This window comes from Psychrobacter namhaensis (assembly GCF_016107545.1).
Lineage (GTDB): Bacteria > Pseudomonadota > Gammaproteobacteria > Pseudomonadales > Moraxellaceae > Psychrobacter > Psychrobacter namhaensis.
Genome location: NZ_JABASS010000015.1, coordinates 53,331 through 70,344 on the forward strand (window position 1 = coordinate 53,331; position 17,014 = coordinate 70,344).

General features: G+C 45.1%; 22 protein-coding genes and 1 tRNA gene. 5 read left to right on the top strand and 18 right to left on the bottom strand.

Annotated elements, in window-relative coordinates; all coding sequences use genetic code 11:
* Positions 1–21: 21 nt before the first annotated feature.
* The 18 genes from rplX to JFC06_RS10720 form a co-directional block, all read right to left on the bottom strand.
* Entirely contained in the window at positions 22–339 is a 318-nt protein-coding gene (rplX, locus tag JFC06_RS10635; protein ID WP_010196703.1) for a 50S ribosomal protein L24, read from the bottom strand.
* A gap of 8 nt (positions 340–347) precedes the next feature.
* On the bottom strand, positions 348–716 hold the full coding sequence (gene rplN, locus JFC06_RS10640; protein WP_010196702.1) for a 50S ribosomal protein L14: 369 nt from the start codon (positions 714–716) through the stop codon (positions 348–350).
* Between the two features lie 182 nt (positions 717–898).
* A complete protein-coding gene (rpsQ, locus tag JFC06_RS10645) occupies positions 899–1,174 on the bottom strand; it encodes a 30S ribosomal protein S17 (protein ID WP_021813375.1) in 276 nt (91 codons plus the stop codon).
* Complete coding sequence (gene rpmC / locus JFC06_RS10650; RefSeq protein ID WP_010196696.1) at positions 1,171–1,368, bottom strand: 50S ribosomal protein L29; 198 nt, start codon at positions 1,366–1,368, stop codon at positions 1,171–1,173. The genes rpsQ and rpmC overlap by 4 nt, the downstream gene beginning before the upstream one ends.
* Entirely contained in the window at positions 1,368–1,781 is a 414-nt protein-coding gene (rplP, locus tag JFC06_RS10655; protein ID WP_075102274.1) for a 50S ribosomal protein L16, read from the bottom strand. The genes rpmC and rplP overlap by 1 nt, the downstream gene beginning before the upstream one ends.
* Before the next feature lie 3 nt (positions 1,782–1,784).
* Positions 1,785–2,513, bottom strand: a complete 729-nt coding sequence (gene rpsC / locus JFC06_RS10660; RefSeq protein ID WP_193006036.1) for a 30S ribosomal protein S3 — start codon at positions 2,511–2,513, stop codon at positions 1,785–1,787.
* A 3-nt stretch (positions 2,514–2,516) separates the two neighbouring features.
* Positions 2,517–2,846 carry a 50S ribosomal protein L22 gene (gene rplV / locus JFC06_RS10665; protein WP_021813373.1) on the bottom strand — a complete coding sequence of 110 codons (330 nt, stop codon included), beginning with the start codon at positions 2,844–2,846 and terminating at the stop codon, positions 2,517–2,519.
* Between the two features lie 10 nt (positions 2,847–2,856).
* Positions 2,857–3,132 (bottom strand): 30S ribosomal protein S19, encoded by a 276-nt coding sequence (gene rpsS / locus JFC06_RS10670; RefSeq protein WP_010196682.1) that lies wholly within the window; start codon positions 3,130–3,132, stop codon positions 2,857–2,859.
* Positions 3,133–3,144: 12 nt separating this feature from the next.
* Complete coding sequence (gene rplB, locus JFC06_RS10675) at positions 3,145–3,975, bottom strand: 50S ribosomal protein L2 (protein ID WP_193006038.1); 831 nt, start codon at positions 3,973–3,975, stop codon at positions 3,145–3,147.
* 11 nt (positions 3,976–3,986) lie between these two features.
* Entirely contained in the window at positions 3,987–4,337 is a 351-nt protein-coding gene (gene rplW, locus JFC06_RS10680) for a 50S ribosomal protein L23 (RefSeq protein ID WP_193006040.1), read from the bottom strand.
* Positions 4,334–4,936 (bottom strand): 50S ribosomal protein L4, encoded by a 603-nt coding sequence (gene rplD / locus JFC06_RS10685; RefSeq protein WP_193006042.1) that lies wholly within the window; start codon positions 4,934–4,936, stop codon positions 4,334–4,336. The genes rplW and rplD overlap by 4 nt, the downstream gene beginning before the upstream one ends.
* A 14-nt stretch (positions 4,937–4,950) precedes the next feature.
* Positions 4,951–5,589: a 50S ribosomal protein L3 gene (rplC, locus tag JFC06_RS10690; RefSeq protein ID WP_057758696.1), complete on the bottom strand. Its 639-nt coding sequence runs from the start codon at positions 5,587–5,589 to the stop codon at positions 4,951–4,953.
* 49 nt (positions 5,590–5,638) lie between these two features.
* Positions 5,639–5,950 carry a 30S ribosomal protein S10 gene (gene rpsJ, locus JFC06_RS10695; RefSeq protein ID WP_010196670.1) on the bottom strand — a complete coding sequence of 104 codons (312 nt, stop codon included), beginning with the start codon at positions 5,948–5,950 and terminating at the stop codon, positions 5,639–5,641.
* Positions 5,951–6,358: 408 nt separating this feature from the next.
* Positions 6,359–7,975: an Rne/Rng family ribonuclease gene (locus JFC06_RS10700; RefSeq protein WP_198335028.1), complete on the bottom strand. Its 1,617-nt coding sequence runs from the start codon at positions 7,973–7,975 to the stop codon at positions 6,359–6,361.
* A 173-nt stretch (positions 7,976–8,148) separates the two neighbouring features.
* A complete protein-coding gene (locus JFC06_RS10705) occupies positions 8,149–8,814 on the bottom strand; it encodes a Maf family protein (protein WP_198335029.1) in 666 nt (221 codons plus the stop codon).
* A 123-nt stretch (positions 8,815–8,937) separates the two neighbouring features.
* Positions 8,938–9,423 carry a rod shape-determining protein MreD gene (gene mreD / locus JFC06_RS10710; protein ID WP_198335030.1) on the bottom strand — a complete coding sequence of 162 codons (486 nt, stop codon included), beginning with the start codon at positions 9,421–9,423 and terminating at the stop codon, positions 8,938–8,940.
* Between the two features lie 138 nt (positions 9,424–9,561).
* Positions 9,562–10,419 (bottom strand): rod shape-determining protein MreC, encoded by an 858-nt coding sequence (gene mreC / locus JFC06_RS10715; protein WP_198335031.1) that lies wholly within the window; start codon positions 10,417–10,419, stop codon positions 9,562–9,564.
* Positions 10,420–10,693: 274 nt separating this feature from the next.
* Positions 10,694–11,731, bottom strand: coding sequence for a rod shape-determining protein (locus tag JFC06_RS10720; RefSeq protein WP_198335038.1), 1,038 nt, complete (start codon positions 11,729–11,731; stop codon positions 10,694–10,696).
* A gap of 627 nt (positions 11,732–12,358) precedes the next feature.
* On the opposite strand from JFC06_RS10720, the gene gatC reads away from it, so the two are divergent.
* The 5 genes from gatC to JFC06_RS10745 all read left to right on the top strand — a co-directional run bounded on the left by gatC (position 12,359) and on the right by JFC06_RS10745 (position 16,983).
* Complete coding sequence (gatC, locus tag JFC06_RS10725; protein WP_198335032.1) at positions 12,359–12,673, top strand: Asp-tRNA(Asn)/Glu-tRNA(Gln) amidotransferase subunit GatC; 315 nt, start codon at positions 12,359–12,361, stop codon at positions 12,671–12,673.
* Positions 12,674–12,742: 69 nt separating this feature from the next.
* Positions 12,743–14,239 carry an Asp-tRNA(Asn)/Glu-tRNA(Gln) amidotransferase subunit GatA gene (gene gatA / locus JFC06_RS10730; protein WP_198335033.1) on the top strand — a complete coding sequence of 499 codons (1,497 nt, stop codon included), beginning with the start codon at positions 12,743–12,745 and terminating at the stop codon, positions 14,237–14,239.
* Positions 14,239–15,753 carry an Asp-tRNA(Asn)/Glu-tRNA(Gln) amidotransferase subunit GatB gene (gene gatB / locus JFC06_RS10735; protein ID WP_198335034.1) on the top strand — a complete coding sequence of 505 codons (1,515 nt, stop codon included), beginning with the start codon at positions 14,239–14,241 and terminating at the stop codon, positions 15,751–15,753. Before gatA ends, gatB begins: the two co-directional genes overlap by 1 nt.
* Before the next feature lie 114 nt (positions 15,754–15,867).
* A tRNA-Pro gene (locus JFC06_RS10740) sits at positions 15,868–15,944 on the top strand.
* Between the two features lie 454 nt (positions 15,945–16,398).
* Positions 16,399–16,983, top strand: coding sequence for a hypothetical protein (locus JFC06_RS10745; RefSeq protein ID WP_198335035.1), 585 nt, complete (start codon positions 16,399–16,401; stop codon positions 16,981–16,983).
* Positions 16,984–17,014: the final 31 nt, after the last annotated feature.

Consider the following 17,014-nt stretch of genomic DNA (forward strand, 5'->3'; position numbering starts at 1 on the left):
TACCATTACACCCTTAGTGTCTTACGCAGTCGCCACTACTTCACCGTTCGAACGATAGACGCGTTGTTTGTTGCCGTCTTCGCCGAACTGATAAGTAATACGATCAGCTTTTTGGGTTTGCGCATTTAATATTGCGACATTTGAGATATGCAGAAAAGCTTCTTGCTTAAGAATACCACCTTCAACGCCAGTCGCCTGATTTGGCTTCTGATGTTTAGTGACAATATTAATGCCTTCAACTTTAATACGATCATTTTTTACAGCTTGTACAGTACCTTGCTTGCCTTTATCTTTCCCAGCAATCACGATAACTGTATCGCCTTTACGTAATTTTGACATGGATTACCTCACAATACTTCTGGTGCTAGTGATACAATTTTCATAAACTGATCACCACGTAGTTCACGAGTTACCGGTCCAAAAATACGAGTTGCAATCGGCGCTTTGTTTTGGTTCAACAATACCGCAGCATTGTCATCAAAACGCAACACAGAACCATCAGGACGACGAACGCCTTTTTTGGTACGTACAACTACAGCATTCATCACGTCGCCTTTTTTAACACGACCACGCGGAATGGCTTCTTTAACCGTTACTTTAATAATGTCGCCAACTGATGCATAACGACGATGAGAACCACCCAGTACTTTAATGCACTGAACTCGCCTTGCACCGCTATTGTCTGCAACTTCCAGCATTGACTCAACCTGAATCATAGCGTTACTCCACACGTATGAGCAATAAAAACCAGTTGCTGCCGCTAGCACAGTATGAGTAGTCGGCATTTTAATATTAATAACCGCTGCTTACTCTTAATGTGAGTGATATACGCTCGGCGCAATCAGCATCCTTAAAAAGGCGGCTATTTTAACAGCTTCTGGCTTTTAATGCAATTTACTTAGATTTTTTCTACTTTTTCAACCACATCAACCAAAGTCCAAGACTTGGTTTTAGAGATTGGACGCGTTTCTTTGATGCGGACAAGGTCGCCTTGTTGGCAAACGTTATTCTCATCATGTGCTTTGATTTTTGTAGAACGACGAAGCTGTTTGCCATACAAAGGATGACGAACCAGACGCTCAATCAAAACTGTGATGGACTTGTCCATCTTGTCGCTGACAACTCGTCCTGTCAATACGCTAGCATTGGTAGCTGTTTGATTGTTATCGCTCATGAGTCGCCTCGTTGTTTCTCGTTAATCAAAGTCTGAATCTGAGCAATCGTGCGACGATTGCCTCTGACTTCATGGGTATTACCCAACTGACCAGTTGCTTTAGCCATACGAATACGGAAAGCATCAAGTTGCTTTTCATCAAGTAACTGGGTCAGTTCTTCTAATGATTTATCACGTAATTCACTGATCTTCATTACATTATCGTCCGCTTAACAATGGTAGTTTTAAAGGGCAGTTTTGCTGCAGCAAGCGTTAAGGCTTCGCGAGCAAGCTCTTCTGAGACCCCTTCGATTTCATATAGCACTTTACCAGGTTTGATTTCGCATACCCAATACTCGACTGGACCTTTACCTTTACCCATACGTACTTCTAATGGTTTGTTGGTAATTGGTTTGTCTGGGAATACACGAATCCAAATCTTACCGCCACGCTTAATTTTACGAGTGATGGTACGACGTGCTGCTTCAATTTGACGGGCAGTCATACGACCACGAGTCAATGATTTTAGACCAATTTGTCCGAATGCAACGGTGCTTCCACGATGAGCAAGACCTGTGTTACGACCTTTGTGCATTTTACGAAACTTGGTACGTTTTGGCTGTAACATAGTTTAACCTCTGTCTGAGTTTCGACGGTTTCCGTTTCCACGACCACGGCGTTTTGGCGCACGAGGCTTCTCTTCGTTGACGGGATTATAAACACTGTTCATACCGTCAAGGATTTCGCCACGGAAAATCCAAACTTTTACACCGATAGTGCCGTAAGTTGTTTCTGCACGTACTGACGAATAGTCAATATCAGCGCGGAGTGTATGCAATGGCACACGACCTTCACGATACCATTCAGTACGAGCAATCTCAGCACCGCCAAGACGGCCAGACAACTCAACTTTAATACCTTTAGCACCAGAACGCATGCTGTTCTGTACCGCGCGCTTCATGGCACGACGGAACATGACGCGACGCTCAAGCTGGCTTCCGATACCGTCTGCTACCAAACGTGCATCAAGATCAGGTGAAGTGATTTCTTCAATGTTGACCTGAGCAGGTACGCCCATAATTTTGGTCAACTCTTTTTGAAGTCTTTCGATATCTTCGCCTTTTTTACCGATAACGATACCAGGACGCGCAGTGGCGATGGTGATCTTAGCAGCACCAGTAGGACGCTCGATCATAATATTGCTGATCATAGCATTATCTAGCTTTTTGCGTAGATACTCACGAACTTGGATGTCGTTGATGAGGTATTCTGAGTATTGTTTAGGGTTAGCATACCAATTTGCATTATGCTTTTTTACAACACCAAGACGAATTCCGATTGGATGTACTTTTTGACCCATAACTTATTCTCCTACCTTTATAGTGATGTGACAAGTACGCTTACTGATACGATCAGCGCGACCTTTAGCACGTGGTAGGATACGTTTTAGCGTAATGCCTTCATCAACGTAGATAGTAGCGACTTTTAGGTCATCAATATCTAAGCCGTGATTATGTTCGGCATTGGCGATGGCTGAGTTAAGGCATTTCTTAACAAATACAGCGCCTTTTTTATTACTATACGTTAGGATATCCAAAGCACGCTCGATAGATTTGCCACGAACTTCATCAGCAACGAGTCTAACTTTTTGTGCCGAAATGGCGGCACCGCGTAATTTTGCAGTTACTTCCATGGTAAGCACCTTATCTCTTAGCTTTTTTGTCAATGCCATGACCACGATACGTACGAGTCGGGGCAAATTCACCTAGTTTATGACCAACCATCTGCTCACTCACGATAACCGGTACATGTGTACGGCCGTTGTGAACAGATAAAGTTAGGCCAACCATTTGTGGCAGAATCATCGAGCGGCGCGACCAAGTCTTAATTGGCTTGCGTGAGTTGGTGTCTAATGCATTCTCAACTTTGGCAAACAAATGCGCGTCTATGAATGGACCTTTTTTCAATGAACGAGGCATGAAATTCTTCCTTTATTTCTTCTTGGCGCGACGGCGACGGATGATCATACTGTCAGTACGCTTGTTGTGACGCGTTTTAAGTCCTTTAGACTTCTGACCCCAAGGGCTGGTTGGATGGCGACCTTTGTTACGACCTTCACCACCACCATGCGGGTGATCAACCGGGTTCATTGCGACACCACGAACTGAAGGACGAACACCGCGCCAACGTGAAGCACCGGCTTTACCAAGTGATTTCAAGTTGTTTTCAGTGTTAGAAACTTCACCGATAACAGCACGGCAATTCACATGTACACGGCGAGTTTCGCCTGAACGCATACGTAAAATTGCGTAGATACCGTCACGACCTAGTAACTGAACGCTTGCACCCGCAGAACGAGCCATCTGTGCACCTTTACCGATTTTAAGCTCGATATTGTGAATCACAGTACCCAATGGGATGTTTTTCAGCGGTAGACAGTTACCTGGACGGATTGGAGAAGTTTCGCCTGACATTACTGTATCACCAACTGCTTGTTTTTTAGCAGCAATGATGTAACGACGTTCGCCATCAGCGTACTTAAGTAATGCAATATGTGCAGTACGGTTAGGATCGTATTCAATACGCTCAACCACAGCTGGAATATTGTCTTTAGTACGTTTGAAATCGATGATGCGATAATGTTGCTTATGACCACCGCCAATGTGACGAGTAGTTATGCGACCATTATTGTTACGACCACCTGACTTACTTTTTGATTCGAGAAGCGCTGCATAAGGACGACCTTTGTAAAGGTGTGGATGCACCACTTTTTCAACAAAACGACGGCCTGGTGATGTTGGCTTTGCTTTTACGATAGGCATGAGTGTAATCCTTATTCGTTGTTCGCTGTTTCACTAGCAGAAGCAGTCGTATTTGCGACCTCTTCACCAGCATCAGCCATTTGTACATCTTGACCAGCTTTTAAGGTAACATAGGCTTTTTTATAGTCGTTACGACGGCCGATACTCTTACCAAAACGCTTTGTCTTACCTTTAACATTCAAAGTGTTTACTTTAGTAACTTCAACACCTTCAAACATCAACTCAACTGCTTTTTTGACTTCAAGCTTAGTAGCATTAGAATCAATTTTAAATACCTGCACACCAAGTGAGTCGCCAAGCATTTGAGATTTTTCTGAGAATACAGGCCCTCTTAAGACCTGATAAAGTCTTGCGTTATTCATGCTAGTGCTTCCTCAAATTGTTTCGCAGCTTCAACTGACATGATCACTTTATCAAACGCGATCAAACTCACTGGGTCCACTTCATTTGTACCAAGTACATTGACGTGTGGAATGTTGCGAGCAGCTAAGTATAAGTTTTCGTCAACTTCTTTGGTGACGATTAGTGCACGAGGTGCATTAAGCTCATTTAACTTTGCAATCAGCTCTTTAGTCTTAGGCCCAGAAACGCTCAACTCTTCTACCAAAATCAAACGCTCTTGGCGAATCAATTCGGCTAGGATGCACTGCATCGCACCGCGATACATTTTACGGTTTACTTTCTGTGACCAATCTTGTGGTTTTGCAGCGAATGCACGACCACCTGAACGCCAGATTGGGCTACGAATAGAACCCGCACGAGCGCGACCAGTACCTTTTTGGCGCCATGGCTTGATACCACCGCCAGAAACTTCGGCACGGGTTTTTTGTGCGCGTGTACCTTGGCGAGCACCAGCTAAATAAGCGGTGACGACTTGATGCACTAGTGCTTCGTTGAATTCACGACCAAATGCCGTATCAGAAAGCTCAACCGCCGCACCTGTAACTGTTTTTAAATCCACGTTAATCCCCTTGCTTAGGCTTTGACTGACGGACGTACGATAACATCGCCACCGGTGGCACCTGGGATAGCACCCTTGATGACAAGTAACCCTTTCTCGGCATCAACCGAGATCACTTCTAGGCCTTGAACAGTAACACGCTTGTTACCCATCTGGCCCGCCATCTTTTTGCCTTTGAATACTTTACCTGGTGACTGGTTTTGACCAGTTGAACCATGTGCACGATGAGATACTGAGTTACCATGAGTAGCATCTTGCATGCTAAAGTTGTGACGTTTTACAGGACCTTGGAAACCTTTACCTTTACTCTGTCCTGTCACATCAACCATCTGACCTTGTTCGAATAAGTCAGCTAGGATCTCACCACCAATCTCACGACCTTCAAGATCGCTTTCATTGGCACGAAATTCCCACACACCACGGCCAGCTTTAACGCCAGCTTTAGCGAAGTGACCTTTTTGTGCGGCTGTTACGCGACTGTCACGACGGGTACCTGTGGTAATTTGGATAGCTTGATAGCCATCTACATCAGTATTTTTTACTTGAGTAATGCGGTTTGCATCGACCTCAACCACTGTTACAGGGATAGATGCGCCTGTTTCAGTGAAGACACGGGTCATGCCGCATTTTTTACCGACTAAACCGATCGCCATTTTAGACCTCTTTATATCTTATATTAATGGGTTGGGTGTGTAATGTGCATTAACCCAAAGCAATTTGAACGTCAACACCCGCCGCTAAATCTAGTTTCATTAGCGCATCCACAGTTTTGTCAGTAGGCTGAACGATATCAACCATACGCTTATGAGTACGAATTTCGTACTGGTCACGAGCGTCTTTGTTAACGTGTGGTGAGGTTAGAACGTTGAAGCGCTCAATGCGAGTCGGCAACGGTACAGGACCACAAACTTGCGCACCGGTGCGCTTTGCAGTATCGACAATCTCTTGCGCCGACTGATCAATCAGACGATGATCAAATGACTTGAGACGGATACGGATTCTCTGGTTAGCCATGCCAGCAAGCTCCTAATATGTGCCTTTGTCATTCTTGCGTTGCAAGCTTGTGATCAAAGGCAGTTTGGTTAAAGATTCACTTCAAGCGGCTTCCCATTCTTTACAGAATCTGTTCTTCAAGAGAACCAGCAGCGTGCTAAAAGCAAAATAGTTTAAAGCCCCGCCAACCCTCCTATTAATATGGATGTCAGCAAAGGCATAATGAAATAGTGCTAGAAACGATGCTCTAGCTGTCATAGCGCCAGCTTTTTAATCGGCTGCGCGTATATAATTCAGTGGTGTATATTATACATAGTATTTTTTTCATTGCAAGCGCAATATAGGGGGCGGTGCAACACCCTGACCTGTTGAACGGCGCTATCCATAAATAGAGAGGCAACTTGCACACATGGATAGTGAGTTACGCCATCAGTCCAAAACAATATCATACTGCTCTTGGGTGTACAGATTTTCTACATCAAAAGTAATGACCCTGCCTAATAAGTACTCTAAGTCTGCCACGGTGTCGGACTCCGATGTTAACAGCAAATCAATAACCGCCGCATGAGCGACGACAGTGAACTTCTTAGGGGAGTTATACGTACGGGCACAGCGCATGATCTCACGAAATATCTCAAAACAGACGGTTTCTGCGGTTTTTACGAATCCGCGGCCTTGGCAGGTAGAGCATGGTTCACAAAGCTGCTGCCCTAAAGACTCGCGCGTGCGTTTACGTGTCATTTCTACTAAGCCAAGCTCACTTACTTGCGTGATTTTGGTTTTGGCATAATCTTGTGCCAGCTGCGCTTGCAAACTCTCAAGTACATCGTCTTTATGCTGTTGTTCCAGCATATCGATAAAGTCTAAGATAATAATGCCGCCTAGATTGCGCAAACGCAACTGCCGAGCGATAGCGTGAGTGGCTTCTAAGTTGGTTTTATAGACCGTGTCTTCTAATGAGCGGCCGCCAACAAAGGAGCCCGTATTGACGTCAATGGTGGTCATCGCTTCAGTTTGATCAATAATCAGATAACCACCAGACTTTAGATCCACGCGGCGTTTTAGGGCATCACGTAAGTCGTCTTCGACACGGTGTACATCAAATAACGACTGCTCTGCAGTGTAATGTACGATTCGATCGTACACAAAAGGCACAAACTCTTTGGCAAAGTACCTTACTTGCTCATAAACTTGCGTATTATCGATGATGACTTTTTCGGTATCGGCGTGTACTAGGTCACGAATGGAACGCAGGGGCAATGATAGCTCTTGATAGATCAGCTCTGAGCTTTGATGATGGTTGATCTCTTGACGGCGCGCACAAATGGTACGCCAAAGCTGTAATAAGTAATAAATGTCTTCTTCTAGCTTATCGACAGGAACACGCTCTGCTGCAGTACGAGCAATGAGACCGCCTTTTAGATTGACCGTTTGCATCAAACTACTCAGCTCAGTCTTTAAACGCGTACGCTCCTCTTCCCCATCAATTCGCTGTGATATACCAATGTGCTCACTGGAGGGTAGATAGACCAAATAACGCGATGGTAGCGATATGTTGGTGGTTAAGCGAGCGCCTTTGCTACCCAATTGATCTTTGGTCACTTGTACTAAAATACGCTGGCTTTCGTGCAAGCGGTGCTGAATAAGGGTTTTAGTCACTGGTACAACGTCAGTACTTTGGGTACTGACCACAGGAGGCGTGACCGCCAAACTGTCGGCTGAGTCATCTAGCACGCCACCGTCTTTATTAATATCTGTGTCAGTCTCTTTCTTGGTCGTTTGGGCCGCTTTATTTTTGCTTTCTGCGACTGGGCGAGGCTCACGCTGCATATCATTGACATGTAGAAACGCTGTCCGCGACTGGCCAATATCCACAAACGCCGCCTGCATACCAGGTAAGACACGCACGACTGTCCCCAGATAGATATTACCAACCAGACCCAGTTTATGATGACGTTCAATATAAATTTCGCCCAAGATGCCGTTGTCTAACACCGCGACACGGGATTCCATTGGACTAATATTAATCAGCAGCTCTTCAGACATAATGTTTTTCTCTTATCTCTCAGCTTTCTTATTAGGCGTTTATCGCCTATTAGCTTTACAGTGTAACAAATACGACTTACTCTTGCCCATGACCCTACCGTGTCATTATGTGCAAAAGCTTAGCAACCAATCTGTGATCAATTGATGGCTTTTGCCTTCATCTGTCTTATCTCTTACCTATCGCTGACGTCTATGAGGCTTTTGATCAATGCCAGCGTTTGTGCAAGTGGCAGGCCCACGACATTGGTATAGCTGCCATTGATACGACTGACCCATGCCGCCCCCAAACCCTGAATACCATAACCACCCGCTTTGTCACTAGGCTCCCCACTATCCCAGTAGTCGCTCATCATTGCTGGCGTCAGCGGGATGAAACGCACTTCTGTACGCTCAGTGATTTGTTGTTGATTGACTATCTGATACGCTGGCTCGTTACTCGCTGTGTTGGCATTATTTGGACGTAACGCTATTTGGGTTGCCTGAACTGCCGTCCATACTTGGTGGACGCTGTCCGACATTTGCTGCCACATACCATAAGCGTGTTCACGATCGATGGGTTTAACCAGTATGGTTTGACCATCTGCTAGTACCCCGATAGTGTCCGCAGTTAATATAATAAGGTGGTGAGCACGAGTGTCTTTGTTTGTTTTAAAGGCTTCATTTAGCTGCTGTATCGCAGCCTCAGCTTTCATGGCAACCATACGCTCAATATAGTCTTTTGGCGACTCATTATCATATTGCGTTTCATCGATATCCACGCGCAATACACTAAAATCCAGCTGCGCTCTTGCGAGCAGCTCTCGACGCCGCGGCGAACCAGACGCTAAAATGATATCCATCGCTATTCTCTTACCCTATAGATTGTGTGTTTTTCATTTTGATTTTTTGTAGGCTGGCACGCCAAAACAGGCCATTCATGACAGTGATTGCCGTCACCACCAGCGCGATAATAGCAGCCTTACTTAACGCACAAATTTTCGTAACGCTAATAGCACCAATGGCCAGCTGATGATACTCATCAACAAGGATAAGGCGGACTTTGCAACAAAGGTATTTTGGATAGCCATCTGTAGTATCCACAGGTTTAACTGGAAGACAATCAACCCTAGGCTCGCTATGAGCCACGCACTGATGGTATTTAGTTGTCTAACATAGATACTGCTGATTTTGATCACGAGGGCGACCACCACAGCAGCAAAGGCTTGCTCGCCCAAATGGGTATCCAGCAATAGATCGGCAATAAGACCAATGGTAAATGCCGTGAAGATACCCACATAACGCGGCTGAAATAATAACCAAAAAATCAGCACCATGATCATAATCATAGGCCGCAATGTCGCCATACTAGGACTTAACGGATACACATTAAGCGATGAGGCAATGACAAAACTTATAATGATCATAGCAATCAGTAGTACCTTTGCATTCTCAGAATCAGGATACGACATGGGTACTTACCTTAGCAAATGGGCGGGCTACTGCTATAAAAGCATGATTGAGCGTTGATGATAGGATACATGCGCTAGATGAGAGCGATGACAGTCACGTTACTTTGCGCTAGGGGCGACTTGTAACGCCAATGGCACTTATTCATTAGCCGCAAGCGTATTTTTATTTATCAGCTTGTCTTGGAGCACCAATACATAAGCGTTGTCGATAAAGTTTGCCGCTGGCGTCACTTCTATGCTTCTAAAGTTGGCGGCTTGGGCGTCTTTGATGTGCGCGATGCGGCCAACCCGATACCCTGCCGGGATACGCCCGCCCAATCCTGACGAAACCAGCTCATCACCCACACGTACGTCTGAGGTTTTGAATACATAGTCGAGGCTTAAGGCGGTTGGTATTCCCTGCCCTGTCACGATAGCACGTTGGCCTGTGCGTTTCACAGTGACCGCCACTGATTGCTGTTCATCAGTAATCAGGAGTAAACGGCTGGTGTTGGGATAGACATTAATGATCTGTCCTAGGATACCATCTTCATCAATGACCGTTTGTCCAACCTGTACGCCATCTTGCATACCCTTATTAAGCACCACAATTTGTCTGAGTAAATTGCTATCTGTCCCAATGACTTGAGCCAGATTAAGATCAAACTGCTCAGGTTTGGTGGTGGACAAAATACCTTGCAGCCGGGCATTTTGAGCCAAGATATAATCTTGCTGCTGCAGTTTGGCTTGTGCATGAATCAGTTGTGATTTTAGCTGGATGTTTTCGCGGCGTATTGCTTCTTTAGATTGCAGGCTACCACTCGCCCAATGTTTAGCATAGCTCGGTAATAATGATAGCTCATAAATAGGCTGCATAGCGGCATGGCTGCTGTTACGTAATGGTTTAAACCAGTCTGAGTTTTTGCTATCAAACCACATCAGTATCAAGGCTGCTATCAGTACAATAGCAGTCTTACGAAGTGACAACGGCTGGCGCGCAAAAATACTTGGGGTCATAAGTCTTTTAACTCAGGAGTTATAAAATAATCAGTAGCCAGTACTGGGTATAATGACTATCCGTTTACTAACACAGTTAGCGTTGCACATAGCTTACTCACAGTCGAGCGCAGCACTATGTATAGACAGAAATGGCTTCTCACGTTTACCAATGTAATTAAAGGCAGCGCAACTGGCTACCTTTAATTTTATGCTTTTTTAACCAGACATTTTACGCTTACTATAATCGAGCACACGAGTACTATAACAACACAGTACGCTCAACTAAAACAGACTACACAAAAATCATGTTCAAGCTTTTGTTATTGATAAAATCAAGGGCAATACCACCACCACGGCTGACGCAAGTTAGCGGATCTTCAGCCACAGTCACAGGTAGTCCTGTCTCTCTTGAGATTAACTTGTCCAAGTCACGTAGTAGCGCGCCGCCGCCCGTCAAGACAATACCACGCTCTGCAATATCCGATGACAGCTCAGGCGGGGTTTGCTCAAGTGCTGCTTTTACGGCACTAACGATACCACTCAATGGGTCGCTCAGCGCTTTTTGTACTTCTTCTGAATTGACCGTAAAGGTTTTTGGTACGCCTTCTGCCATGCTACGACCACGAACTTCTACTTCAAGCTGGCTGTCTTCATTGAGTGCAGAGCCGACTTCTTGCTTGATACGCTCAGCCGTCGTCTCACCAATCACGCAGCCATGGGTACGGCGAACATGTGTAATGATGGCTTCATCAAACATATCACCGCCAATACGAATCGACTCAGCATACACGCAGCCAGATAGCGCGATCACCGCAATCTCAGTCGTACCACCACCAATGTCAACCACCATAGAGCCGCTCGCCTCATGCACCGGCATACCCGCACCAATTGCTGCCGCCATTGGCTCTTCTAGCAACAGTACTTTACTCGCGCCTGCCGATGAGACTGCCTCACGAATCGCTTTACGCTCAACCAGAGTAGACTTACAAGGCACACAAACCACCACATTAGGCTGGGCCATAAAACGCTTGGCTTTTACCTTACCGATAAAATGCTTAAGCATTTTTTGCGTCACTTCAAAATCAGCAATCACGCCGTCTTTTAGTGGACGAATAGCCGTAATATTGGCAGGCGTACGACCAAGCATCTGCTTCGCATCGATACCAACAGCTGCAACGGTAGGGTTCTGAGTACGATTACTTCGTAGCGCGACCACCGTAGGCTCGTCAAGTACGACGCCTTTATTAGGAATAAAAATTAGGGTGTTCGCAGTACCGAGGTCGATAGCGATATTATTTGATAAAAATCCAAACAGGTTCATGACTAATATATCCAGCGTCTTACGAATGAGGCGAATGAGATTGACTGAGGGGTTACTCGTCAGTGTTGAGCAGGTCGTCGATAGACATTCCTTATCGCGAAAATTGAACATCGCAACAAGTCAAACCTAAGCAATAATGATGAAATGACAAAACTGAGCTAAATTATACCGATTTAGCTCAAAAAAAACACAGATATTTGCATCAGTAAGTCAGGATTTTGGTCTTAAACGCTAAAAGTTGTTACAAAGTTTGAAATAGCAGCCATTGCCATTCAACTGAATGAAACATCATTTAATTCAATAACTAACAAGGTTCTACAGGCAGATGAGAGTTTTGCTTTACAGCAGGTGCATACTGTAACGTATTTCAGAACGGAATGGGTGGGCAATTAAGAATCAATCGTGAATTATAGGGTCAATTTTACAAATCCTTCTGTCTTGGCTGATATTGTGCATCAATCTAGCGTCATGCTCTGTAAACTTGGGTCAGATGCTTTATAATAAGCCAACTGTATATAAGACTTTATTTTCGTACTAACCTGTTTTATTTTTCGTCTTTGCTTGTCTTAGTATTCAATGGTCTTAGCGTTCACCTACTATTACCTTTAACAAAAAATGTCCTTAACTGGAGAAATCATGTCACAGCAACCAACACCCTCTGACAGTAACGTCAGCCGTGAAGAAATCCTAGACATTGCTAACCTTGCCCGCTTAGGTATCGATGAAAGTACGGCCGATAGCTACGCCGATGACATCAGTAAAGTATTAGAGCTGATGTACACCCTTGGCAACGTTGATACGGCGGGCGTTAAACCATTAGCAAACATCCATGAAGCCTGCCAAGAATTGCGTGCTGACGTCGCCAAACACGATATCAACCGCGCGCGTAATCAGTCGGTTGCACCCGCGGTCGAAGACGGCTTGTATTTGGTACCACAAGTGATTGAATAGGCCGCTTTCGCTATTTTTGCCTTTATCTCACTTTATTAATGCTATTAACACTTTGACGGACGACACCTTATGTCTGAACTTCATCTATTAAGTACCCAGCAGCTTATCACTGGCTTGCAAGACAAACAATTTAGCAGCGTAGAATTAACTGAACACTACATCAAACGTATAGACGCGCTAGACAGCAAGATCAACAGCTTTATCACTCACACCTCTGAGACGGCACGCGCCCAAGCAAAAGCGGCAGACGAGATGCGTGCACAAGGCGATCAGCGCCCATTATTAGGCGTGCCCATGGCGCATAAAGACATCTTTTGTACCCAAGGCGTGCTGACCACTTGTGGCTCGAAAATGCTACACAATTTTATTTCACCTTATAATGCCACGATCGTCTCTAACATCGATAAAGCTGGGATGATTAGTTTAGGTAAGCTCAATATGGATGAGTTTGCGATGGGCTCGGACAATAGCAGCTCTTATTATGGCACGGTACAAAACCCTTGGAACCTAGAGCGTGTTCCTGGTGGCTCATCAGGTGGTAGTGCTGCCGCCGTTGCCGCAGGTTTTGTCCCTGTAGCAACAGGTAGTGATACGGGTGGCTCTATTCGTCAACCTGCCTCATTTTGCGGTTTGACGGGGATCAAACCGACTTATGGCCGCGTGTCACGCTTTGGCATGATTGCTTATGCCTCAAGTCTCGACCAAGCCGGTAGCATGGGACGCAGCGCTAAAGACTGCGCTTATCTATTGCAACCAATGATCGGCCATGACCCACGCGATGCGACATCAATCAAACACGATATTCCGGATTATGTGCAAGACCTTAACGACGCAGAAGCAAGCGCTGGTGACAAACCATTTGCCGGTCTACGTATAGGCTTTGCCAAAGAATACTTTAGTAAAGGGCTAGACCGCGAAGTCGAGCAAGCGGTACGCGCGGCACTTAAAAAATATGAAGAGCTGGGCGCCACCATTGTAGAAGTAAACATTACCGATCCTGAGGTTACGCTTGCGACTTATTATATGCTAGCACCGGCAGAAGCCTCATCGAACCTGTCACGCTTCGATGGCGTGCGCTTTGGCTATCGCTGCGAAAACCCAACCGATCTTATCGATCTGTACACGCGCTCACGCTCTGAAGGCTTTGGCCCTGAGGTACAGCGCCGTATTTTGACAGGCACTTATGCGCTGTCTGCGGGTTACTTTGATGCTTATTACACCAAAGCACAAAAAGTACGCCGTTTAATCGTTCACGATTTTGATGAAGCGTTTGCCAGTTGTGATGTGATTGCTAGCCCAACCGCGCCCACGGCGGCTTATAAACTCAGTGAAAACCTCGACCCTGCGACAATGTACCTAGGTGATGTTTATACTATTGCGGTTAACTTAGCTGGCCTGCCTGCGATCAGTCAACCAGTTGGCTTGACGTCAGAAGGTCTACCGGTTGGCTTGCAGTTGATTGGTCAGTATTGGCAAGAAAGTAAGCTACTGTCTACAGCCCACCTGTTTCAGCAACACACAGACCATCATCTGCAACACTCTACTATCGCCAAGGAGACGGTATAATGAACACAGCAACGACAACTGACAACACTGCCGTCCGTAAAGAGCTATTTGTCGATGGTTATGAAGTGGTTATCGGTATCGAGATCCACTGCCAGCTCAATACTGAAAGTAAAATATTCTCAAGCGCGCCCACTGACTTTGGTCATGAACCAAACAGCCAAGCCAGTATCGTTGATTTAGGTCTGCCGGGTGTACTGCCCGTTCTAAACAGCGGCGTGGTTGATCGCGCTCTAAAGTTCGGCATTGGCGTTAATGCTGAGCTGGGTCTGTACAACACTTTTGACCGCAAAAACTACTTTTATCCTGACTTACCAAAAGGCTATCAAATCACCCAGATGGCCAATCCTATCGTAGGCGTTGGCTACATCGATGTTGTGGTCAATGAAGGCGAAAAAAACGAATATCCGAAACGCATGGGTATCACCCGCGCGCATTTAGAAGAAGATGCGGGTAAATCTGTCCATGATGCCATCGATGGCATGACTGGCGTCGATCTCAACCGTGCTGGTACGCCGCTGATCGAGATCGTATCCGAGCCAGACATGCGCTCAGCCCATGAAGCGCTTGCTTACATCAAAGCCATTCATCAGCTGGTCACGTGGCTTGGTATCTCAGATGCGGTGATGGCCGAAGGGTCTTTCCGCTGTGACTGTAACGTCTCTGTGCGTAAGCCTGGCGATGAGCTTGGTACGCGTACTGAGCTAAAAAATCTGAACTCGTTCCGCTTTATCGAACGCGCGATCAATCGTGAAATTGAGCGTCAAATCGATATCATCGAGGACGGCGGTAAAGTCGTCCAAGCAACGATGCTGTATGACCCAGAACGCGATGAAACTCGCACCATGCGTACCAAGGAAGATGCCAACGATTATCGCTACTTTCCTGATCCTGACCTGCTGCCTGTCCACATTGAGCAGCATACAGTTGATGCGATTAAAGCGGCCATGCCCGAGCTACCTGTTGCTCGTCGTGCACGCTTTGAAGACGCGCTTGGACTGTCAGAGTATGACGCTCGCATCTTAACTGGTAGCCGCCAGCTTGCCGATTACTTTGAAGATGTCGTCGCTGATGTGGGTGAGACGCACGCAAAAATGGCGGGCAACTGGGTGATGGGTGAGCTACTGGGCGCCCTCAATAAAGACGACACAGACATCATTGATGCGCCTATCAGTGCCAAGCAGCTCGCAGGACTGCTCAAACGTATCAATGATGACACGCTGTCGGGTAAGATGGCCAAAAAGGTCTTCACTGCACTATATGAGCGAGAAGGCGGCGAAGCTGACGATGCAGCAGACAAGATCATCAAAGAAAAAGGCCTCAAGCAAGAAACTGACACGGGTGCTATTAAGGCAATCGTTGAAGAGGTTATCACTAAAAATCAAGCAATGGTCGAAGAGTATCGCGGCGGCAAAGAAAAAGCCTTTAATGGTCTGGTCGGTCAAGTTATGAAAGCCAGCCGTGGTAGCGCCAACCCGCAGCAAGTCAATCAAATCCTAAAAGAGCTATTGGGTTAAGGTTGTCGGCTTATCGGTTAGGCTGACTATTACAGGGAAAACGCTGTTGTATCTTTTGCCAAAGACAAATAGCCCTTGCAATATGCATAATTTTGCGTAAAATAGTCAGTCATTCGGGGCGTAGCGCAGTCTGGTAGCGCACTACACTGGGGGTGTAGTGGTCGCAGGTTCAAATCCTGCCGTTCCGACCAAACATAGTAGTAACAAGAAAAGCCAATCATTGATTTTCAATGGTTGGCTTTTTTTTGTGCTAAATTTAACTGTTGATTGTATGATGTGTTTAAAGAACAGATAGTAAGAATTTGGACAAGGCTAGGATTGATTAGGTAAGGTGAAGGCATTCGTACTCTTAAACTTTCGTTGCCTTTTCCTTACTCTTATTTAAAGGTGTGGAGGTGTGAATTGTGAATTGTGAAAAAATCTTATAATGATTCAATAGATAAATACCCTAAAGATGTTTTGGATTTATACTTGAGTGATTCAAAGGGTGCTGGTCATTATGCTTATTTACTTAGCCATACAGATTACAGTAAGAGCATTAAAGACTTTGATAACATTTTATCAGTAATGTACTTTCAAATCTCAGAATGACTTGAACCTGTCAAAGCCTCGCTCAAAGATGATAATTATGATGATGCCACAGCTATGTGTGCAAGCTGCATAGATGATGTTTTAATAAAAGTAAAATATTTAGAACTTTTCAATTACGAACAAGACTTAATAAATATAGATTACATAGTAATGGCTTACACACAATCAATTCTGGCTAACTTATGTCAAAGATATGGACGTTATAAGCTAGGAAGGGATATGTATGGTGAATGGCTTATGCTTGATTCATTTATAAAAACAACTCATGGTTGGTCATACGCTGAAATTGTCTCTCAAGTTCCCAAGAACCCTAAGCAAATAAGTGCAAACCGTCAAAAAATCGTATTAATTCCATTGGCTAGAATAATATGGGAGCGTCATGACGTAAGCTATTTAATATCACCAACTACGATGGCTGAAATTCTTATAAGCCTATATTCACGGCACAATGATAAAACTCCAAGTAAACGAACTATAAAAGAATGGTTAAAACACCATAAGAATATTACGCCTAAAAAGGTTATTTTAAGGCTTTCAAAAGACCCAAACTATATCCTAGATGAGGGAGAAGGAAAGCAATTAGAAAGCCAAAAGAACTTTATTTTAGAAAAGTATGAGCCTTTCCCAAACTTTGTGTAACTGCTTATAATCCACTAACTGGAGAATAAGC